This is a genomic window from Pannonibacter sp. CBAS1226, assembly GCF_055685825.1.
This window is the reverse complement of the sequence record NZ_JBVOUO010000002.1, coordinates 410576-428800: the sequence shown is the minus strand read 5'-3', so window position 1 is coordinate 428800 and position 18225 is coordinate 410576. Positions and strand designations below refer to the sequence as shown.

16 protein-coding genes are annotated in these 18225 nt (G+C 62.0%); 10 read left to right on the top strand and 6 right to left on the bottom strand.

Going from position 1 to position 18225, the window contains the following annotated elements:
* Positions 1 to 265: 265 nt before the first annotated feature.
* A complete protein-coding gene (locus AC0CMF_RS08980) occupies positions 266 to 1750 on the top strand; it encodes an autotransporter outer membrane beta-barrel domain-containing protein (protein ID WP_374628591.1) in 1485 nt (494 codons plus the stop codon).
* 74 nt (positions 1751 to 1824) lie between these two features.
* Here AC0CMF_RS08980 and mnmC2 read toward each other — a convergent pair whose 3' ends face one another.
* Positions 1825 to 2583 (bottom strand): tRNA (5-methylaminomethyl-2-thiouridine)(34)-methyltransferase MnmC2, encoded by a 759-nt coding sequence (gene mnmC2, locus AC0CMF_RS08975; RefSeq protein ID WP_374628590.1) that lies wholly within the window; start codon positions 2581 to 2583, stop codon positions 1825 to 1827.
* A gap of 137 nt (positions 2584 to 2720) precedes the next feature.
* On the opposite strand from mnmC2, the gene AC0CMF_RS08970 reads away from it, so the two are divergent.
* The 3 genes from AC0CMF_RS08970 (at position 2721) to AC0CMF_RS08960 (ending at position 5853) form a co-directional block, all read left to right on the top strand.
* On the top strand, positions 2721 to 3869 hold the full coding sequence (locus AC0CMF_RS08970) for an NAD(P)/FAD-dependent oxidoreductase (RefSeq protein WP_374628589.1): 1149 nt from the start codon (positions 2721 to 2723) through the stop codon (positions 3867 to 3869).
* Positions 3870 to 4101: 232 nt separating this feature from the next.
* The gene (locus tag AC0CMF_RS08965) at positions 4102 to 4587 is read left to right on the top strand and encodes a YbaK/EbsC family protein (RefSeq protein WP_050471034.1); all 486 of its coding nucleotides are present in this window, start codon (positions 4102 to 4104) and stop codon (positions 4585 to 4587) included.
* Between the two features lie 81 nt (positions 4588 to 4668).
* The gene (locus AC0CMF_RS08960; protein ID WP_374628588.1) at positions 4669 to 5853 is read left to right on the top strand and encodes an OmpA family protein; all 1185 of its coding nucleotides are present in this window, start codon (positions 4669 to 4671) and stop codon (positions 5851 to 5853) included.
* 152 nt (positions 5854 to 6005) lie between these two features.
* On the opposite strand, the gene AC0CMF_RS08955 is transcribed toward AC0CMF_RS08960, so the two are convergent.
* The 3 genes from AC0CMF_RS08955 to AC0CMF_RS08945 all read right to left on the bottom strand — a co-directional run bounded on the left by AC0CMF_RS08955 (position 6006) and on the right by AC0CMF_RS08945 (position 8595).
* Positions 6006 to 7313, bottom strand: coding sequence for a UDP-glucose dehydrogenase family protein (locus AC0CMF_RS08955; protein WP_019962851.1), 1308 nt, complete (start codon positions 7311 to 7313; stop codon positions 6006 to 6008).
* Positions 7314 to 7331: 18 nt separating this feature from the next.
* Positions 7332 to 8141: a 3'(2'),5'-bisphosphate nucleotidase CysQ gene (cysQ, locus tag AC0CMF_RS08950; protein WP_209004791.1), complete on the bottom strand. Its 810-nt coding sequence runs from the start codon at positions 8139 to 8141 to the stop codon at positions 7332 to 7334.
* Between the two features lie 178 nt (positions 8142 to 8319).
* Entirely contained in the window at positions 8320 to 8595 is a 276-nt protein-coding gene (locus tag AC0CMF_RS08945; protein WP_374628586.1) for a hypothetical protein, read from the bottom strand.
* A 320-nt stretch (positions 8596 to 8915) separates the two neighbouring features.
* Here AC0CMF_RS08945 and AC0CMF_RS08940 point away from each other — a divergent pair, with 320 nt between their 5' ends.
* On the top strand, positions 8916 to 9497 hold the full coding sequence (locus AC0CMF_RS08940; RefSeq protein ID WP_058900428.1) for a transglutaminase-like cysteine peptidase: 582 nt from the start codon (positions 8916 to 8918) through the stop codon (positions 9495 to 9497).
* A 283-nt stretch (positions 9498 to 9780) separates the two neighbouring features.
* Here the strand turns inward: AC0CMF_RS08940 and AC0CMF_RS08935 are convergent, their stop codons facing one another.
* The gene (locus AC0CMF_RS08935; RefSeq protein WP_374628585.1) at positions 9781 to 10155 is read right to left on the bottom strand and encodes a hypothetical protein; all 375 of its coding nucleotides are present in this window, start codon (positions 10153 to 10155) and stop codon (positions 9781 to 9783) included.
* 400 nt (positions 10156 to 10555) lie between these two features.
* Between AC0CMF_RS08935 and AC0CMF_RS08930 the strand changes: the two genes are divergently transcribed.
* The 5 genes from AC0CMF_RS08930 to AC0CMF_RS08910 all read left to right on the top strand — a co-directional run bounded on the left by AC0CMF_RS08930 (position 10556) and on the right by AC0CMF_RS08910 (position 17144).
* Positions 10556 to 11212 (top strand): hypothetical protein, encoded by a 657-nt coding sequence (locus AC0CMF_RS08930; protein WP_374628584.1) that lies wholly within the window; start codon positions 10556 to 10558, stop codon positions 11210 to 11212.
* Between the two features lie 38 nt (positions 11213 to 11250).
* Positions 11251 to 12696, top strand: coding sequence for an O-antigen ligase family protein (locus AC0CMF_RS08925; RefSeq protein WP_374628582.1), 1446 nt, complete (start codon positions 11251 to 11253; stop codon positions 12694 to 12696).
* Positions 12693 to 13517, top strand: coding sequence for a metallophosphoesterase (locus AC0CMF_RS08920; RefSeq protein WP_374628580.1), 825 nt, complete (start codon positions 12693 to 12695; stop codon positions 13515 to 13517). The genes AC0CMF_RS08925 and AC0CMF_RS08920 overlap by 4 nt, the downstream gene beginning before the upstream one ends.
* A gap of 82 nt (positions 13518 to 13599) precedes the next feature.
* Positions 13600 to 15738: a GumC family protein gene (locus tag AC0CMF_RS08915; protein ID WP_094462166.1), complete on the top strand. Its 2139-nt coding sequence runs from the start codon at positions 13600 to 13602 to the stop codon at positions 15736 to 15738.
* A gap of 500 nt (positions 15739 to 16238) precedes the next feature.
* Positions 16239 to 17144 carry a sugar transferase gene (locus AC0CMF_RS08910; protein WP_208997460.1) on the top strand — a complete coding sequence of 302 codons (906 nt, stop codon included), beginning with the start codon at positions 16239 to 16241 and terminating at the stop codon, positions 17142 to 17144.
* A 120-nt stretch (positions 17145 to 17264) separates the two neighbouring features.
* On the opposite strand, the gene AC0CMF_RS08905 is transcribed toward AC0CMF_RS08910, so the two are convergent.
* A complete protein-coding gene (locus AC0CMF_RS08905) occupies positions 17265 to 18173 on the bottom strand; it encodes a DMT family transporter (protein ID WP_374628579.1) in 909 nt (302 codons plus the stop codon).
* Between the last annotated feature and the right edge of the window lie 52 nt (positions 18174 to 18225).

Below are 18225 nucleotides of genomic sequence, written 5' to 3'. Positions count from 1 at the left end.
TTTCTTCCAACATCTGACGCAGATGCCGCCGGACCTTCCGGCGGCATTTTTATTTTGCAGTCTTGTGCAGGCCACTTCTCACAGAGAGCTGAAGAGTCTCATCAATAAATCTCTGTTTATTTCAGAATTACTTGCAACATTTTTTCTGCAAAATCGCCACATAAACACCAAACAGACAGTCCATCTTTTCAGGTAACGCAGCTTTGCCAGTTTTCGGCAAGGCGAAGACCTTGTTTTTGATTTAGGAATTCACGGAGCCAGCCCCGTGCCTCACCCGCTCTACAGCTACCGGCGCCTGCGGTACGGTCTGCTTCCGGCCGTGCTGCTGCTGCTGGCAGGAGAGGCACCGGCCAATGCACAGGCAGTCTCGCAAGGCTGCCTTGAGATCAACGCCGGGCATTTCAACGCCATGTCCGGCAATCTCAATCAGATCGAGCGGACGGCAACCGGCTTCGGCACTGGGGACACGGTGACCATCACCTTCACGCCGAACAGCGGCACGCCCTATCGCTACACCCTGTCCGAAACCGGCGAAGCGCCCAGATCCGCCGCTCCCTCCGGTGCGATGACGATCACCCGCACCATCGAGCGGGCAAACAGTGCATTGACGCTGCAGTTCCGGACTGAGGGGCTTTATTTCGACACGGTCACGGTTACCGCCGCCTGCGTTCCATCGCGAGAGACAGGCCCCTTGAGCCCGGAAGCTGCCAGCATCCGGAGTTTCCGGGAGGCACAGGGGCGGGCCTCTCTCTCCGCTCTCGCTGCCTCGGCCAGCACCATGAGCGATGTGGTGAGCGGAAGCATCGGCGCCGGCTTCGGCGGGGGAAAGTTCTTCGCGGCAGCCCCCGGCTATATCACCCTCAACCTTGGCGAAGGCATCGCCGCCAAGGAGAATGCGGCGCGCAACCGGGAACTCTTCCGCAAGCTGCGGATGGATGAAAGGCTGGCACTTGCCGCCACCCGCCAGCCCGTGCCGGTGCAGCGCCCGTGGACTGCGTGGGCCACCGTACGCGGCAGCTGGCTGAGCGGCGGCCCGGAAAGCACCGGCAGCCAGATCAATGCCCTGTCAGGCGTCGGATACCGGGTGGCACCGGATACAATCCTCGGGGTAATGGCCGGGTCCGAGCGCTTCGATTACGGCTACAGCTCCGCAAAATCCGGCCTCATCGGTGAAGGCACCACCCTTGGCAGCTATTCCGGCTGGCGCCTGACCCCGGCGCTGACGCTCACCACCATGGCCGCATGGTCGGGTCTCACCTACAAGGGCCGCTCCGATGACATTGGCGGCAATTTCTCCGGCTCACGCTATCTCGTGGGTGCCGGCCTGACAGGCCGTCAGACATTTGGTCCCGTTACCCTTTCTCCGGAAGCGCGCTTCTACGGCGCCTATGAGCGGCACGGCAGCTTCACGGCCAGCAACGGCACCTCAATGGAGGCGATGGATGTGTTTCTGGGGCGCACGACCCTCGGCGCGCGGGCCAGCATCACCCAGACACTCACCCCCTATATCAAGGCCTCTCCCTATGCGGGCGTCTATGCCAACCTGCGTTACTCGCAGGCGCTGGATCTCAGCCAACCGAATACCGAGCCAATGGTGGCCGGAGCCTGGTCTGCCCTCACCAGCGCCAGCCTCGGCGTCAACTTTACAGGCCGCCGGGGAGCCAGCCTCAATCTGGGCGGCCAGGTGTCCGACATCGGCGCCAGCAGCCAGAGCTGGAGCGCCACGGGGCGCCTTTCCATCGGCTTCTGATATCAACTCCCCTGCCGCACTTGAGCCGTTTCAAGGCGTGATACGTCAGCATCGAAAGCCTTGGCAGGAAGCGCTCAGCGCCGCATGCCACGCATCATCTGCCGCTTGCCCGCAAAGCCCTTGATGCGCTCCACCTCGAAGCCCGCCGCCTCAAGGTTTCGCCGCACCCATCCAGCGGCGCTATAGGTGGCAAAGGTGCCGTCCGGTGCCGTCAGGCCATGCACAGCCGCCATCAGCTCCGGGCTCCAGAGCTCCGGATTCTTCGCCGGGGAGAAGCCATCGAGGAACCACGCCTCGACCGGCAGCACGGACAAAAGCCCCTCAGGCCCCTGTCCCGATGTCAGCTCGGGCAGCAAGCTGCGCGCGTCACCAATGCCAAGCCACAGGCGCGCCCCGTCCACCCCCGCCAGGTGCCAGCCCGGCGTCAGGGCGCCGTCATCTGAAGCCATGCCGGCAAGCGCCGACCGCAGCTCAGCTGCTTCCCCGGCCACATCCGGAAAGGCCGCATGCGCCCGCTCCAGCTGCACCAGCGTCAAGGGATAAGCCTCGAAGGACAGAAAGGTCAGCTGCGGCGGCGCCTCCAGTGTCCGGATCAGCTTCAGCGTCGCCAGAAGGTTCAGCCCGGTGCCGAAGCCAAGTTCGCCGATGGTGAAGCCTTGACGCCCCGCCATGCGCTGCGGCAGGCCATTGCCTGCGTGGAACACGTGCCCCGTCTCGGCCAGACCGCCCGCGCGGGAGAAATAGGTGTCGCCGAAGCGCCCGGCGCGGGGCACTCCGTCTTCCAGCCATTCCAGCTCCGGCGCTGTGCCTGCCTGCGGCAATACAGCACTCAAATCCTCTTGCCCTGCCTGTGTCATGCGCTACTGATCGGATCGTGACAGTTGCCTTGGATTGCATCACTTCCGGACGAGATGTCAAAGCCAATCCATCCTTCTGCCCGCGCCATCAGCACAAGCCAAGGACGCCCCGCATGACCCAGCAGCCCAGCCCCGCCATCCTTCAGGGGGCACCGGATGTTCTGGTCATCGGTGCTGGCGTCTTCGGCCTCTCCACCGCACGGGCTGCGGCAGAGGCCGGTCTGTCGGTCACACTGGTGGAAGCGGATCAAGTGGGGTCAGGTGCCAGCGGCGGCGTTCTTGGTGCGCTGATGCCGCATATGCCCGCCCGCTGGAATGCCAAGAAGGCCTTTCAATTTGAGGCCCTTGCCGGTCTTGAGGGGCACATTGCCCGGCTTGAGGCCGAGACGGGCCTTGAGACCGGCTACCGCCGCTGCGGCCGGGTTCTTCCCATCACCACGGCGGATCTTCTCGCGCACCACCACGCCCGGGCGGCTGAGGCGCGGACGCACTGGAACACGCCTGTTACCGGCTTTGCCTACGAGATCGAGGAGGCGGGGGACCACGCTGCCTGGCTTGCCCCCGAGGCCGCGCCCTTTGGCGTTGTGCGTGAGACGCTGGCCGCGCGCATCAGCCCCCGCCGCTATCTTCAGGCGCTGGCGCAGGCCTTTTCCGCGCGCGGGCACCTCATCACCGGTGCGCCCGTTGCCAGCGTCAGCGGCAGCGCCCCTTCCGTCACCCTCGCGGATGGTCAGGTGCTGAGCGCCGGTGCCATCGTTCTGGCGCAGGGCTTTTCCAGCTTTGCCATGCTGGAGGCGCTGACCGGCAAGCCGCTTGGCGAGGGCGAGAAGGGACAGGCCCTGCGCGTCGCCGCCCCGGAGCTTTCCGCCATGCCCGCCGTCTACTGCGACGGCCTCTACGTTGTCCCCCACGGGGACGGCACCGTCGCCATCGGCAGCACCGCGATTGCCGGCCGTACGGACACCGAAGCGGAGGCGGGCCCCGCCGCGGCCCTGCTCGCCCGTGCCATCCGTTTCTGCCCCGCTCTTGCTGGCCGTGAGCTTGTGGAGACCTGGGCCGGGGTGCGGCCAAAGCCGTTTGGCCGTGATCCGCTGGTTGGCCGCATCCCCGGCTTTGACGGCATCTTTGCCGCCACCGGCGGCTTCAAGATCAGCTTTGGCATCGCCCACCTTGTTGGCGCCGCCCTTGCCGCCGAGCTTTGCGGCAAGGAACCTGAGCACCCCCTGCCCCCGACCTTCCGCGCCAGCGCCCACTTTGCCTGACCCCGCGGTTTGACCATCTGACATTCCGGCCTCCCTATGCCCATCCGGCAAAGCCCCGGGAGGGCGCTGACCTTCTCCACCCGCTCAGGAGAGGCTTCCATTCCCAGGGACGCAGGGACGCTGCACATGTGAGATGAGGGGCTGGACAGTCCGCCAACCGGTCATTACTCTCCCAAAAAACGAACCGAACGGTTCGGTACGCAGATCATCACCAGAGTTGCAGGGGAAGACTATGAGCCTTGAAAGCGTGCGCGCCTTCTTTGCCAGCAAGGCACCGGATATCGAGGTGATGGTGAAGGACGCCAGCACCGCCACCGTTGTGGAAGCAGCAGCTGCCCTTGGCGTGGAACCGGCGCAGATTGCCAAGACGCTCTCCATCGCTGCAGGCGATGAGACGATCCTTCTGGTCACACGCGGCGATGCCCGCCTCGACAACAAGAAGGCCAAGGCCGCCTTTGGCAGCAAGGTGAAGATGCTGGGGCTGGATGTGGTGGAAGAGATCACCGGCCACCCGGTCGGCGGTGTCTGCCCCTTCGGCCTCGTCCAGCCGCTGAAGGTCCACTGCGACATTTCGCTGAAGGCCTTTGATGTGGTCTATCCGGCGGCCGGTGCCGTCAATGCTGCCGTCTGCATCACCCCGGAGCGCATGGCCGAACTGACGGATGCCATCTGGGTGGATGTCTGCCGGGAGCCGGAAGCCGCCACGCAGGACGCCTGAACGCCGTCCTGCGGCTTCATCTTGCCGCCGCATTCTCTGGCCTTAATGCCGCTCCAGATTTCTATTCGCGGAGCGGACCAGATGATTTCAACCCGTTATTCTCTTGCCCGGCTCGCCGCCATCTCACTTGCCGGCGTTTCCCTGTTCGTTTTCCCGGCAAATGCCGGGAGCATCAACATTACATTCACTCTGGCCGGCGAGGCATTCGACGGCCCGCCCGCCTACGAAATCCGATATGGTGATCAGGAAATAGCCAAGGGCACTGTTGAAAACGCAATCGATACATCCACAGACGGACCGCTCTCGAAGCTGACGGACTGGCAGGATCATCAGAAGGCAGTCACTTTCACCATCGATTCTGCCGATCTTGAAAAGAACCAGCCCTTCTCCGTCCACTTCACCAATGACAAATGGGGCGGCGCAGGCACGGCGATGGACCGGAACCTCTACGTGCTGTCGGCGGAAATCGGCAGCGTGAAGGTTCCAGCGCAAGACATCAAGGTGCTCGACAAGGCTCAGCCCAAGGACAACGCCACCGGACCGCGCGGCGCCCGGCTTAGCAACAATTCCAGCATTGCCGTGATCGAGCCGCCGGCAACCGGCTGGCTGCCGGCCTCTGCACAGGCCGGGGAAAACACGCCTTCCGAAGGTGCGGAGCCTCCGGTTGCGGACGCGCAAACACAGGAGCCGCAAACACAGGACGCGCAAACACCGGGGCCCCAGTCTCCGGCCGAGCCTGCTCCCGCGGACAAGACTCCGGAAGCACAGGCTGACGCCACTGCCGCGCCGTCCACGTCCCCGGCCGTTCCCGACGCCCCGGCCGCTCCTCAGGCCTCTGCGCCGGAGGCTGCCGTGCCTGCCGCTGGTGAAAAGGTGCCGAATGCGCCGAAGTCCAAGGCATCGACCAACACGGCAACGCCGAGCCCGAAAGCCAAATGCGCGCCCAAGCGCGTTGATGTGACCGGCTTCCCGCTCAACCGCTCGGACCTGCCCGGCGAAGCGCATCTGCCGCTGAAGGCGGTGGCGGAGCTGAGTGCAAAAGAGGGCTGCAAGCTGGAGGTGACCGGCTTCAGCAGTGTGGCTGGGCCGCGCAAGATGAACGAGGCCCTGGCCCATGTGCGTGCGCAGGCCGTGGCAGATTTCCTGACGGAACAGGGCGCCAGCGCGGACCGCATCACCATCGTCACCGGCGGCGAAACCCGCCGCTTCGGCCGCACCGGCGCGCTCAACCGCCGCGTCACCGTCGAGGTCATGGACGGAAACTGATACCAAGGCTTTCGATGCTGACGCATCACGCCTTGAAGATGCTCAAGCGCCGCACGGGCTTAACCAATTCTCGATGAGTCAAATCCCCCGCGAAACGGAAAATGCCCCGGCTCATCGCCGGGGCATTGCTGTTTCATGAGACCTGACAGATATCAGTAGCTGCGGCCAACACTGACGTAGTTGAAGCCGCGCTGGGTCATGTCTTCCATACGGTAGATGTTGCGCAGGTCGATGACATTCGGCGTGCGCATGATCGACTTCAGCCGGTTGAGATCCAGCGCACGGAACTGGTCCCATTCCGTGATGATCACCACCGCATCGGCATTCTCGACCGCATGATACGGGCCGTCGCAGAACATCACGTCCGTCATGGACTTGGAGGCCTCGTGCATGCTCACCGGGTCGAAGGCGCGGATCGTGGCGCCGGCTTCCTGCAGGCGCTTGATGATCGGAATGGACGGCGCCTCGCGCATGTCGTCGGTGTTCGGCTTGAAGGCAAGGCCAAGCACGGCCACCGTCTTGCCGGCGATGTCACCGCCCAGATGACGGATCACCTTGTCGGCCATGGCCAGCTTGCGGTCATCATTGACCTTGATCACCGTATCGACGATCTGCACCGGAGACCCGGCCTCGTGGCCGATCTTGGACAGGGCCAGCGTGTCCTTCGGGAAGCAGGAGCCGCCATAGCCGGGACCTGCATGCAGGAACTTGGAGCCGATGCGGTTGTCGAGGCCGATGCCGCGCGACACTTCCTGAACGTTGGCCCCCACCTTCTCGCAAAGGTCGGCCATCTCGTTGATGAAGGTGATCTTCACGGCGAGGAAGGCGTTGGCGGCATATTTGATCAGTTCGGACGTGCGGCGGCGTGTCACCAGGATCGGGGTCTCGTTGAGATAAAGCGGGCGGTACAGTTCGCGCATCACCTCGACGGCACGCGGATCATCCGTGCCGACGACAATACGGTCCGGACGCTTGAAGTCCTCGATGGCCGCGCCTTCGCGCAGGAACTCCGGGTTGGACACAACGGCGAAATCAGCTGCCGGGTTGACGCGGCGGATGATGTCCTCCACCTCGTCACCGGTGCCCACCGGAACGGTGGACTTGGTGACCACCACCGTGAAATCCTTGATGGCGGCGGCGATCTCTTCGGCCGCGCCATAGACATAGCTCAGGTCCGCATGGCCATCGCCACGGCGCGACGGCGTGCCCACGGCGATGAACACCGCATCGGCACCGGCAATGGCGTCTGCCGCGTCGGTGGTGAAGGACAGGCGCTCTTCGCGCACATTCTTGGCAACAAGTTCAGCCAGGCCCGGCTCATAGATCGGGATCTGGCCCTTGTTCAGGGCGTCAATCTTGCTGGCGTCCTTGTCGACGCAAATGACCGTATGACCAAAATCCGCAAAGCAGGTACCGGAAACAAGCCCGACATACCCAGTCCCAATCATTGTCACGCGCATGGCGGTAACCTCATTTAATCAAATATGACTTGCTTTCAGAACCACCGGAGCAAGCTCCGGATCGCCGATCGCGATGAAAGCGGAATTCTCGAGCCCGCTGCCATCCCGGGAGGCGGGAGCGTGGTACGCGAGTTCCGTGGCCTCTGCCCCACCCGGGGTCAGAGACAAAACCCTTCCGCCGGCTGCACGCAGAACCGCGTGACCGGCAGCAATATCCCATTGCATGGTCGGCGACAGGCGCGGATAGACATCCGCGCGTCCTGCGGCCACCAGGCACAATTTCAATGAAGATCCCGCAGACGTGACATCCGAGACGGGCAGCTGCTCAATCAGCTGCTTGGTGCGCGCGCAGGCATGGGAACGGCTGGCCAACACCGTCAAACCACCCTCCGGCGCGGGGCGAACATGGACCGGCACACCGTCCCCCGCCTCAAGCGCGTCAGGGCTGACCCTGGCCATGCGGGCATCCGCACCGCCGGTCCAGTAGATTTCGCCTGAGGCCGGAGCATAGACGACGCCGGCCACCGGAACACCCCGGTCGATCAGTGCAATATTGACCGTGAATTCGCCGTTGCGGCTGATGAACTCGCGGGTTCCGTCAAGCGGGTCGACGAGAAAATAACGGCTTGCAGCAGCCGGCACATGCCCGGCCGAAACTGCCTCCTCCGCAATAACCGGAATGTCCGGGCAGGCATCCGCAAGGCCCTTCAGGATGACCGCTTCAGCCGCCTGGTCAGCCAGGGTCACGGGCGATCCGTCCTTTTTTTCGGCCGCGTCATGATCACCGGTATAAATAGCGAGGATAGCCCGCCCCGCCTCCAGCGCCATGCTGATCAGAGGTTTGCAGTCGATGGCAGCTTCACTCGCCGCAGCCATATGGCCAAGCTCTGTCACACCAGATCCCCACGCTTTACACTGCTCTTCTCATACAGAGGAAAGCTGTGCAGCGCGAGCGGAAATTGGCAGCAGAAGTTGCGAATGAAATCAGCGGCTTCGCTGAAAGCTCTCAAGCCGCGAGACGTTCTGCGGGCTGGGTTCCAGCCCTTGCACGTGCCTGCTGGCCAAGGACGGGGCCAGCCTTCGGCCGCATCATCAGCGCTGCCAGCGTCGCCACCACAAGCGCAACAGGCCAGAACAGCGCGGAAACCACGGCAAGTGCGGCGGAGAAGCGGGAGGAGTTACGGGTTTCAACCAGCTCGGCAAAGGAGAACGTCAGGAAAAATCCGGCAACAATGCAATAGATCCCGCCACCGAGAAGGCTCAGAACAAGGGTTCCAGTCATCGCAAACTCCACGCCGGTCGACTGCCGATGCCAGTCTCCGCGGGCACTGCCGCCCGGTGGAGATCCTCGGCATTTGAGCAATTCGATTCATAGACTGGAAATCATTAACAAGGCTTGAACTTCCGTAGCGGCTCCACGGCCCCGTCACACTTCTCTTCAAGCGCCAGAAAAAGAGCACTTCGATAAAATTGTCCCGATCCATTTAAAATGGTTTCAGGAGGAGACGCTGTATCAACGGAACAGGATCAAGGGAAAGTCATGCGCCGTAAGGTCTCAAGCCGATGGCTGCTGCTTCCACCATTCGAAGATGGGAAAAGGTCATGTTCAAGAAAGTACTTGCAGCGGCGGCCGCAGCGCTTTTTCTCAGCGCAACCGCATATCAACCGGCACAAGCCAGCTGGTTTGGCGGTGCCCGCACGCTCGGAGACCCGGAAATCTCGCGCATCGAGCCGAAGAACACTGTTCGCGCGCCGCTGGCCTATCAGATCTTCTGCCTGCGTAACAGTGCCGAGTGCCGGAAGTCCAAGGGTGCAACGTCTGTTCCCTACTCGGCCGCCCTTGCCGCCAAGATCGAACGGGTGAACCTGTCCGTGAACCGCTCAATGAAGTGGAAGCAGGACGAGCGAGACGTCTGGAAGGTTGGCGGCGCAGCCGGCGACTGTGAAGATTTTGCCCTGACCAAGCGCAGCCGCCTGATCCGCATGGGCGTTCCTGCCGGAGCACTGCGCATGGCCGTCGTGAAGACACGCAAGGGCGAAGGGCATGCTGTTCTGGTGGTCCGCACCACCAAGGGCGATCTTGTTCTCGACAACACCAAGGATGAAGTCCTCACCCGCGAACAGACGAACTACCGCTGGATCGGTCTTGCCTCTGCCGACCCGCTGAAGTGGGAACGCCTCTGACACGGGACATGCGACACAAACGCATTGTGCCCTGAAGTGCCAAAGCGCCGCCTGGCTCCGCCTCAGGCGGCGCTTTTTTTCAAAATGGTGCTGCGGGAGATCATGCATGTTCTCTCGCGCGGGCAGCTTGCGATCCCCCGCCCTCCCGCTGCACGCAGCGGTGTGAGGCCGGATGAGGAAAAGGCGTGCCAAACAAAAGAAAAGCGCGCCAAATGGCGCGCCTTTTAGTCTACCGCAAAGCGGCAGGAATTCGCATCAAGCCTGACGAGGTCAGGCAGCAGCATCAGCTTTCGCTGGCAGCCGTCTCGATATCAAGGCCACCGGCGTCTGCGCTGAGGGTGCTGGCGAGGCTGGCAAGCTGGGCGCGCTGACCGGCATCCGGGCTGTATGCGGCGGCGGCCTGAATGCCGCGGGCCACGTTTGCGCCGGCACCCGGAATTTCTGCAAGGCGCGCTCCGAGATTGGCGATCGCGGCGACACGGCGGGCAGCCGGCACACTGGCGAGGTACGCATTGACGAGCGCGGCACAATCACTGCCGGACGCGCAGCCTGCAACGACTGCCTCGACAGTCAACGCCTGCTGAGCATGCGCCGGAACAGAAACACCTGCGATCATTGCGGCTGCGGCAGCAACCTGAACCATCTTCAAAAGAGCCATTTTGTGTCTCCTAAACTATAAATTTCATTACGCAACGGAGCGCATGCCGTAAAGTCCGGCAATCTCGGACTCTTGTATGCCATACCTTTCAAAACTTGTCATCAGTTTTTAAAGATTCCGTTAACCCATGCAAGGATCATGGTTACCTGCCATTTTCCGCGAAGGAAAGTCCGGCTGGCGGCACTTTCTGGGGACACTGCCCTCCGCCACCCTTCCGCATCTATTTAGAATTTTGGTGTAATACGCAATAACGTGATGCCAATGACAGATTTTGCCGTGTCAGACGCATCAGGATGGGTTTGTGTTCACGTCCTGCAGGCACTGCAGGCAACAAAGCAGAGCAACTTTAGCCTTGAAGTCTCGTAAAGGAAATTTCCCAACCGGGCGACGACCGGCGCGTTTGGCGCTTGCCGGCTGCATCGCCGGCCTCGGCCTCGCCCTTGCCGGGCTGGATGCGGTCATCGGCGAAAGCAGCGCCTTCTTCACCCGGTCGGGCAATCAGGCCGAACGGCTGCAGCCGCTTTATGATGGCGGGGCCCGGGCCAGCTTGTCGACCTACTCGAACAAGCTGCTGATGCGGGACTGCGACGAAGCCCTGTCCTCCGTTTATGCCCGTCTTCTTCCCCAGGAGCAGCGGGAGGCCGGAGCGCGCAACTGCCTTGCCCTTGCACGGGAAGTGACAGGCGGCTCGCCTGCCAGCGGCGTGGCATGGCTCATTCAGGCAAAGGCACAGGACATGCTTGGAGATCGGGCCGCCGCGGCGGCGGCGATCCGGCGCTCCCAGGAGGCTTCGGCGGGAGAAGGCTGGCTCGCCGTTTCACGCATCCGCTTTCTGCTGCCGAGACTTTCGGCGATGGGTGAGGAGGGACGGACCATCCTTGTGCCTGACGTGACATTGCTGGCGATGTCGCGCAACGGTCCGGCCCGCCTTGCGGAACTCTACCAGCAGAACGGTGAAAACGGTCAGGCGCTGATCGGTATAATCGACAGCTTGCCGAATGAGCCAAAGACGCAATTCTTGCGGCAGCTACGCGCCCTGTCGCGTCAGGGCGCCTGACGCGGTCCATAAGAACGACGTTATTCAGAGACCCATAAATGTTCAGCAGCAGGCCCAGAGCAACCCGGGACAGACTGTCCTCAGGCGGCAGCGGCACCACCCGTCTCAATGACACCGCCGGCAGGGTTCTCCTTGCCGTCATGCTTGTGGCCCCGGTGCCATTCGGCAGCAACAGGCCTGTTTTCTGGGCGCTCTGGGCCCTGGTGCTCGGGCTTGTGCTCGCCTGGTACTGCTTGCAGTTCAGCCGCTCCGGCAGCGTCAGCCTGCGGATGCCTCTTTCCGCCACATGGCCGGTGGCGATCCCGTTTTTCGCCGTTGCTGCCTTCATGCTGGCCCAGATCCTGCCGCTCGGCAGTTTCACCTTCACCGGGCAGACCGGTGCCGTTTTCGAAAGCCGCAGCATCAGCCTTGTGCCGGGCGACACATTTCTTGCCCTGTTGCGCTGGCTGTCCTATGGCGTGCTTTTCTTCCTCGCAGTACAGGCAGGCGTGCGCAAGAACCGTGCAAGACGAATTACGCTGTTTCTGACAGGCATCGTCACGGCCCAGGCGCTCTATGCCATCATCGCCCTGCTTTACCTGGGTGATGGCGTGCTGTTCGTCGAAAAGTCGCAATACATGGGCGATGCCACAGGCACATTCATCAACCGGAACTCCTTTGCGACTTTCATGGGGTTCGGCGCCATTCTGGCTGCCCTGCTTGTCCTGCCACCGGCTGAGAACGAGCCCGGCTCGCCCCCGCCGCAGTTGCGCGGCGTCGGCGAGCGCAGCGGCCTGCCCAAGCGGGGCTTCAGGATCTCATCCCAGCAGGTCCTGGCTGCCACCGCCTTCCTCATCATCATAGCGGCACTTGCCGCCTCCAATTCGCGCATGGGTCTTTTTGCCGGCGGCTGCGGCGTCGCAACCGCCGTGCTCCTGCGCCTGCCCTCACTGCGCAGCCGCCTCATTGCCTTCAGCCTGCTGATAGCGGGCGGACTGGCGATCGTTGCCGTTTATGGCCAGGGCACGCTGGAGCGCAGCCTGACCGTTGAACGGGATGCCGACGTCCGCTGGGCAGTCTACGAAAACACCTTCAGAATGATCGGCGACCGTCCCCTTCTCGGTTTCGGCGCGAGCACGTTCGAAGCGGCCTATCCGCTTTACAATGTCATGCCCCGGTCCACGTCCGTCGTCTTTGACAAGGCGCATTCCACTTACCTCGCACACTGGAGCGAGATGGGCCTCCTGTTCGGCAGCCTGCCGATCGTCATCGTCCTTGTCATTGCCGCCTCGCTTCTGCCGGCGGCTCTGTTTCGCGGCAACCGGCAGATCGAAATCTGCGCTGCAACGGGAGCCATCGTCCTGGGTGCCGTTCACTCGCTTGTCGACTTCAGCCTTGAGATCGAAGCCGTCACCTTCCTCTTTGTCATCATGCTGGGCCTTGGCTATGCCGCAGCGCGTGAACGCGCTGCGCGCGCCGCGGGAGACGCAGGAGGCAGCGCATGAGGCGCCTGCTGACTGCATTTGGCGGCCTCTTTTCGGGCAGAGCACGGGAAACCGGAGGCGTCAATCCGCGCGTTATCCTGCGCGAAGACCGGCCACAGGTGCTCTATGCCGTAGGCGACATCCATGGATGCCTTGATCTCTATGAAGAGCTCGAGGCCATGATCCTGGAGGACGCGGCCCAGTTCTCCGGCCCTGCAGACCTCATTCTGCTCGGCGACATAGTCGACCGCGGCCCTTCGACCGCGCAGATGCTCGATCGCATGCTGGCCCCGCCTCGCGGCGGCATGAGGCGCACCATTCTTGCGGGCAATCATGAAATGATGATGCTCGGCTTCCTGGAGGATCCGAAAGCGAACATGGCCTGGCTGGCCCACGGCGGCAAGGAGGCGCTGTTTTCCTACGGCATGAGCGCGGAAGAAATTGACAACCTCCGGCGCAATCCCAGAACGGCTGCAATGCTATTGCGCAGCTACATCCCGGAAGAGCATGTGCAGCTGCTGGACAGCCTGCCGACGGCATACGCGATGCCCGGCATCATATTCGCTCACGCGGGCATCCGCCCGAATGTGCCGCTTGCGCTGCAGGACGATCTGGATCTGGCCTGGATAAGACAGGATTTTCTGTCCAGCACCGCCGACCATGGTGCCATCGTGGTGCATGGGCATACGGTCGTTCAGGCGCCCGAGGTCCATAGCAACCGCATCGCCATCGACACCGGCGCATATGCAACCGGTATACTGACGGCTCTGCGCGTGACCTACGACGGGCATATTTCATTCCTGCAGGCAAGCGCTGGACGCAAAGGCGCTGCTCAAGTATGACTTTGCGCGATAATGTTTTGTCTCCAATCATTGACCCAAGATCTGAGCCCTCCCCTCAGTCTGACAGGAAAGATGTCTTTTCATGGATGACGCAGAGATTGATTTCCGCCGCCTTTTTGGCATAGTTCGCCGCCAGCTCAAGTTAATCATTGCGACAATTGCAATCATCCTCGCCATTGCGAGCATCGCACTTTTCTCGATTACACCGCTCTACACCGGAACCGCCCTGGTTCTTGTCGATCCCAGCCGCAAAAACCTTCTGGATCCCAGCAATTCCATGGGATCTTCGGCAGCTGACAGCGCGCGCGTCGAGAGCGAAGTGGAAATAGTCGATTCCGACGCTGTTCTTCTTTCTGTCATTGCTGAAAAGGGGCTTGTGACCGATCCCGAGTTCGGTGTGAAGATTGGCCTTCGGGACAAACTGCTCGCATTCCTGCGTATCAGAGACATAACGATTCCGACGGGCGAAGAGGCACTTGGCTCGGTTCTGGCCAAGCTCAAGAACAATGTATCCGTGTCCCGCCGCGGCCTCACCTATCTGATTGCAGTCAGCGTTCGGTCAGAGAATCCGGCCCGTGCTGCCGAGCTCGCCAACACAATCACCACGACCTACATCCGGCTGCAGATCGAGTCCAAGACATCGAATACAAGAGAGGCGCGCGATATCGTGCAGCGCCAGGTGGCCGATGCTGAAAATGCCGTCGTCACCGCCGAGAAGGCCTACGACGATTTCATTCTCTCCAATGTCAACGCAATTGCCGAGCAGACAGGACGCACTGATCTGACCAGCATGCGCGGGCGGATCGATCAGCTGATCGCGGACCGGTCCTCGGCAGAAAGCCAGGCCATGGCGTTGCGCCAAAGCGTGGCGCGGAGCGACTGGCAAAGCGTTGCCGACAATCTCCAGACGGCTGCCGTAGCCGAGCTGAACCGTCAGCGCATGGAACTGGAGCGCAGCCTGGCACAGGTAGAAGGCGGCTCTGCACGGGCCATCAATCTGCGCGAGGAACTGGACAAGATCAACGCCAGCCTGCAGCAGGAAACGACCTCGGCGCTGCAACAGCTCCAGAACTCCGCATCTCAGTATGACCAGGAAGCTGCAACGCTGCGGCGAGACCTCAGCAGCGCCATCCTCAACAGCAATCTGCCTGCCGACATGCTGGCGCAGATCTACCGGCTCCAGCAGATCTCCCGTAACGCGACTTCCCAGTACCAGATGCTTCTTGCCCGCTCGCAGACGCTGGAAACGGAAGCCGCCCTGCAGATTGCCGACAGCCGTGTCGTCTCTCCGGCTTATCCGCCGAACAGGCCCAGTTCGCCGAAAGTGCCCCTGATTCTCGGTGTGGCTGTTCTCTTTGCCATTGGCGCCGGCCTTGCACTGGCTTTCATCTTCGAGAATTTCGTTGGCGGCTTTACGGACGAGGAGCAGGTTCAGGCCGTGACACGCCTGCCGCTTGCAACCGTCGTCCCCCGGCACAACAGCAATGTAGCCGACATGCACTCCATTTCAGATGCGCTTGTCGACAGTCCTTTGTCCATGTATGCGGAATCCATCCGCAGGCTCCGGGCGACACTCGACAATGCGCTTCAAAGCTCCTGGGCACAGCAGCCGGAAGAGGCCCGCAAGTCTGGCCGTGTGATCATGCTGTCTTCAGCCATGCCCGGAGAAGGCAAGTCGACTCTCGCCCTGTCACTGGCACGCACGCTGGCTCTTTCGGGCGCCAGCACGCTGATCATCGACTGCGACTTCCGCAAGCCGAGTATCCAGCGCCATCTGAACATCGAGCCCTCCAATGGGCTGGTGGACTTCCTGATTGGTGACATCGGCTCGGATGAGCTGCTGCAGAACATCGTAAGGTCTGATCCCAAAACGTCGCTCACGGCCGTGGTCGGCGCCCGCCGGGCAGACGTGCCGACGGATCAGCTGCTGACCCGGGAGAAGTTCTCCCGTCTCATTCAGACCGCACGTCCCCGCTTTGACTATATCGTGCTGGATTCCCCCCCGATCGAGCCGGTGGTCGATGGCCTTTATCTCGCAAAATATGCGGATGTGATCACCTTCGTCATCCGCTGGGCCCGGACGCCGCAACGCATGTGCGTCAACGCCATCCAGCGCCTCAGCCAGACAAAGAGCGAGCATTGCCGTATTCTGACCGCCCTGAACCAGCAGGAAGGCAAGACGACCTTCTACAACACCTATTCCGACTACTACACGGAGTAGGTGCGGGCGCAGGCGGCGGCTTGTCCGCCGGAGGGCGGTGGACAAGCCGGCTCATCAACGGCCGTTGACAATCAGCCCCACAACCGGCCGGCTGCGGTTCCGCAGCCGGTTTTTTCATGGCCGGAGGCTGCCCGAACCTACGTCAGGTTCCATCGCCGCGCAGACTTCCCGCGCCGGATGCAGATTGGCTGCAAAGACGGCGTATGGACCGGTGTCCTATGAGCCAAACGCAGCGAATGCCGGTCCAGCCGGCGCGGCCCGTGAGCAATTTCAAGGCGTGATACGCCAGTATTTCAGCGCCTTAAAGGAGACCGTGCCTAAAAGTGCCGCATCCCGCCGATTGCGCTGCGGTGCGGAATATGTTACCAAAGACCTAAAGTAAGTCTGAGAATTGATTTAAATTGATCAACATCCGCGCCGGTTTTGAAGCGGAGATCGCATCGGACAGAACGCCGTTCAGGCACCTGACGTGTTAATTTCTTGTGAGTTTGGAGATTGCAATGGTGCACGAGTTTATTGAAGGTGAAGCACGCAAGCGCTCCACCCCGCAGAAGCCCGCGAAACGCCTTCCCTTTCTCTCCAGAGCCCTTTCAGAGCGTAATCTGGCGCCTGCCCGGCATCTTGGCCCTTTGGCCGCCGGCCGGCAGCATGGCGTCACCCACACACCGGAACTGGGCGCCCCACTGGCAGCACAGTCCTCAGGCATGGGACAGGCGCTTCACCCTTCCATTCCGGCACCTGAAGAGGCGCTTCAGGATGCTCTAGCCGCTGCGAGCGGTATTCAAAGCGGCCTTCGCAGCCGTATCCGTCCTTTCCTGAAGCGCAGCATCGACATTGCCGGCAGCGCTGCAGGCCTCATCCTGCTGAGCCCCCTGCTCGCCGGTCTTGCCATTGGCGTGAAGCTGTCAAGCCCCGGCCCGGTAATCTTCCGTCAGGCACGCTATGGACGGAACAACGAACTGTTCATGGCGCTCAAGTTCCGCTCCATGTATGTGGCCAAGCAGGATGCCACCGGCGTTGTCCAGACCCGGAAGAACGATCCGCGTATCACGCCGATCGGGCGTTTCCTGCGCAAGTCGAACTTCGACGAACTGCCGCAGCTCTGGAACGTGCTGAAAGGCGAGATGTCTCTCGTCGGCCCGCGCCCGCATGTTCCGGGTATGCTCGCCGCCGGCAAGCTTTATGAAGAGTTCGACACCCGCTATCTATCCCGCCACCAAGTGCGTCCCGGCATCACCGGCCTTGCACAGGTCAACGGCTTCCGCGGCGAGACGACCGACCCTTACCATGCGTCCATGCGTCTCGAATATGATCTCGAATATCTGAAGTCCCAGAGCACGCGCGGCGATCTGAAGATCATCGTCATGACCGTGGTCAATGAATTCACGCGCGGCTCGGGCTACTGAGCCCAAGCTTTTGCGCCGCACCATCAAAAAGAGCACAGCCTTAGCTGTGCCCTTTTTTGTTATGCAGACAGCGTGATCACTGTCGTGGCACAACGCCACCGTGCTCTGGGCGGTTTCCGTTTAACAAGATCCTGTCCGCTCAGCCGGGCGGCCCGTAAGGGACCAGCCGAATGCGGCACCGGCTGCAGCCAGCAGGATAACGGCCACGCCAGCCATTTGCAGCGGCTCCAGCCTGATCCCGAAAACCAGAAAATCCGCCACGATGGCAACGGCCGGATAGATGAACGACAGCGATCCGGCAAGGCTGGCTGGCAGTTTCTGGATGGCACCATACAGCAGTACATACATGAACCCGGTATGGATGACGCCCAGCGTGATGATAAGCGCCCAGGCATGCAAGTCCGCCGGCATCTGGCCGAAGTCCGCGAGCGGCGCCAGCATCAGCAGGCCCGTGGCCAGTTGAATGAGTGCAATCAGATGCGGTGGGATGCCCTTGAGCTTCTTGGCAATGATGGCGGCGGCCGCATAAAAGAACGCTGCTCCCAATGCCAGTCCCACGCCCGCCAGATAGCTGCCTGCCCCGGCCTCAGTCAACGCTCCGGGGCGCCCCTGAATGATTGCGAGCATGCCTGCGAAGGCCATGACCATCCAGCCGAGCCGGGATGCCGTCAGCTTCTCCCCGAAAATGACGGAGGCCATGACCGCCAGCATGAAAGGCTGGGTGTTGTAGACAGCCGTGGCAACGGAAATCGAGGCCCGCGGGTAGGCGGCAAACAGCAGGATCCAGTTGATGGCAATGGCCACCCCGCCAAGAGCCGCCAGTCCTGCCTGCGGCAGGCTGATCCGCCTGCGCCGGAACAGTCCCAGGCCCGCGCAAACCGCCAGAAGAACGCCCGCGCCAAAGACGCAGCGCCAGAAGACAATGTTGAGAACCGGCTGTCCGGAGAGAACGACGAAAACGCCGATTGTTCCGGATATGATCATTGCGGCGGTCATTTCGGCCGTTCCGCGGGCATGAGTGCTTGTCATTGTGGCGCTCCATCCTGAATGCCCTCATGATAAGGGCAGACAGGAGCGCAAA

What these genes read in the sequence shown, in the direction of transcription:
- AC0CMF_RS08910 (WP_208997460.1), top strand. Translation starts at nt 16,239, where the DNA reads ATGGTGCACGAGTTTATTGAAGGTGAAGCACGCAAGCGCTCCACCCCG.
- AC0CMF_RS08965 (WP_050471034.1), top strand. Translation starts at nt 4,102, where the DNA reads ATGAGCCTTGAAAGCGTGCGCGCCTTCTTTGCCAGCAAGGCACCGGAT.
- AC0CMF_RS08960 (WP_374628588.1), top strand. Translation starts at nt 4,669, where the DNA reads ATGATTTCAACCCGTTATTCTCTTGCCCGGCTCGCCGCCATCTCACTT.
- AC0CMF_RS08920 (WP_374628580.1), top strand. Translation starts at nt 12,693, where the DNA reads ATGAGGCGCCTGCTGACTGCATTTGGCGGCCTCTTTTCGGGCAGAGCA.
- AC0CMF_RS08940 (WP_058900428.1), top strand. Translation starts at nt 8,916, where the DNA reads ATGTTCAAGAAAGTACTTGCAGCGGCGGCCGCAGCGCTTTTTCTCAGC.
- AC0CMF_RS08945 (WP_374628586.1), bottom strand. Translation starts at nt 8,595, where the DNA reads ATGACTGGAACCCTTGTTCTGAGCCTTCTCGGTGGCGGGATCTATTGC.
- AC0CMF_RS08935 (WP_374628585.1), bottom strand. Translation starts at nt 10,155, where the DNA reads ATGGCTCTTTTGAAGATGGTTCAGGTTGCTGCCGCAGCCGCAATGATC.
- cysQ (WP_209004791.1), bottom strand. Translation starts at nt 8,141, where the DNA reads ATGGCGCTGGAGGCGGGGCGGGCTATCCTCGCTATTTATACCGGTGAT.
- AC0CMF_RS08925 (WP_374628582.1), top strand. Translation starts at nt 11,251, where the DNA reads ATGTTCAGCAGCAGGCCCAGAGCAACCCGGGACAGACTGTCCTCAGGC.
- AC0CMF_RS08905 (WP_374628579.1), bottom strand. Translation starts at nt 18,173, where the DNA reads ATGACAAGCACTCATGCCCGCGGAACGGCCGAAATGACCGCCGCAATG.
- AC0CMF_RS08970 (WP_374628589.1), top strand. Translation starts at nt 2,721, where the DNA reads ATGACCCAGCAGCCCAGCCCCGCCATCCTTCAGGGGGCACCGGATGTT.
- AC0CMF_RS08915 (WP_094462166.1), top strand. Translation starts at nt 13,600, where the DNA reads ATGGATGACGCAGAGATTGATTTCCGCCGCCTTTTTGGCATAGTTCGC.
- AC0CMF_RS08955 (WP_019962851.1), bottom strand. Translation starts at nt 7,313, where the DNA reads ATGCGCGTGACAATGATTGGGACTGGGTATGTCGGGCTTGTTTCCGGT.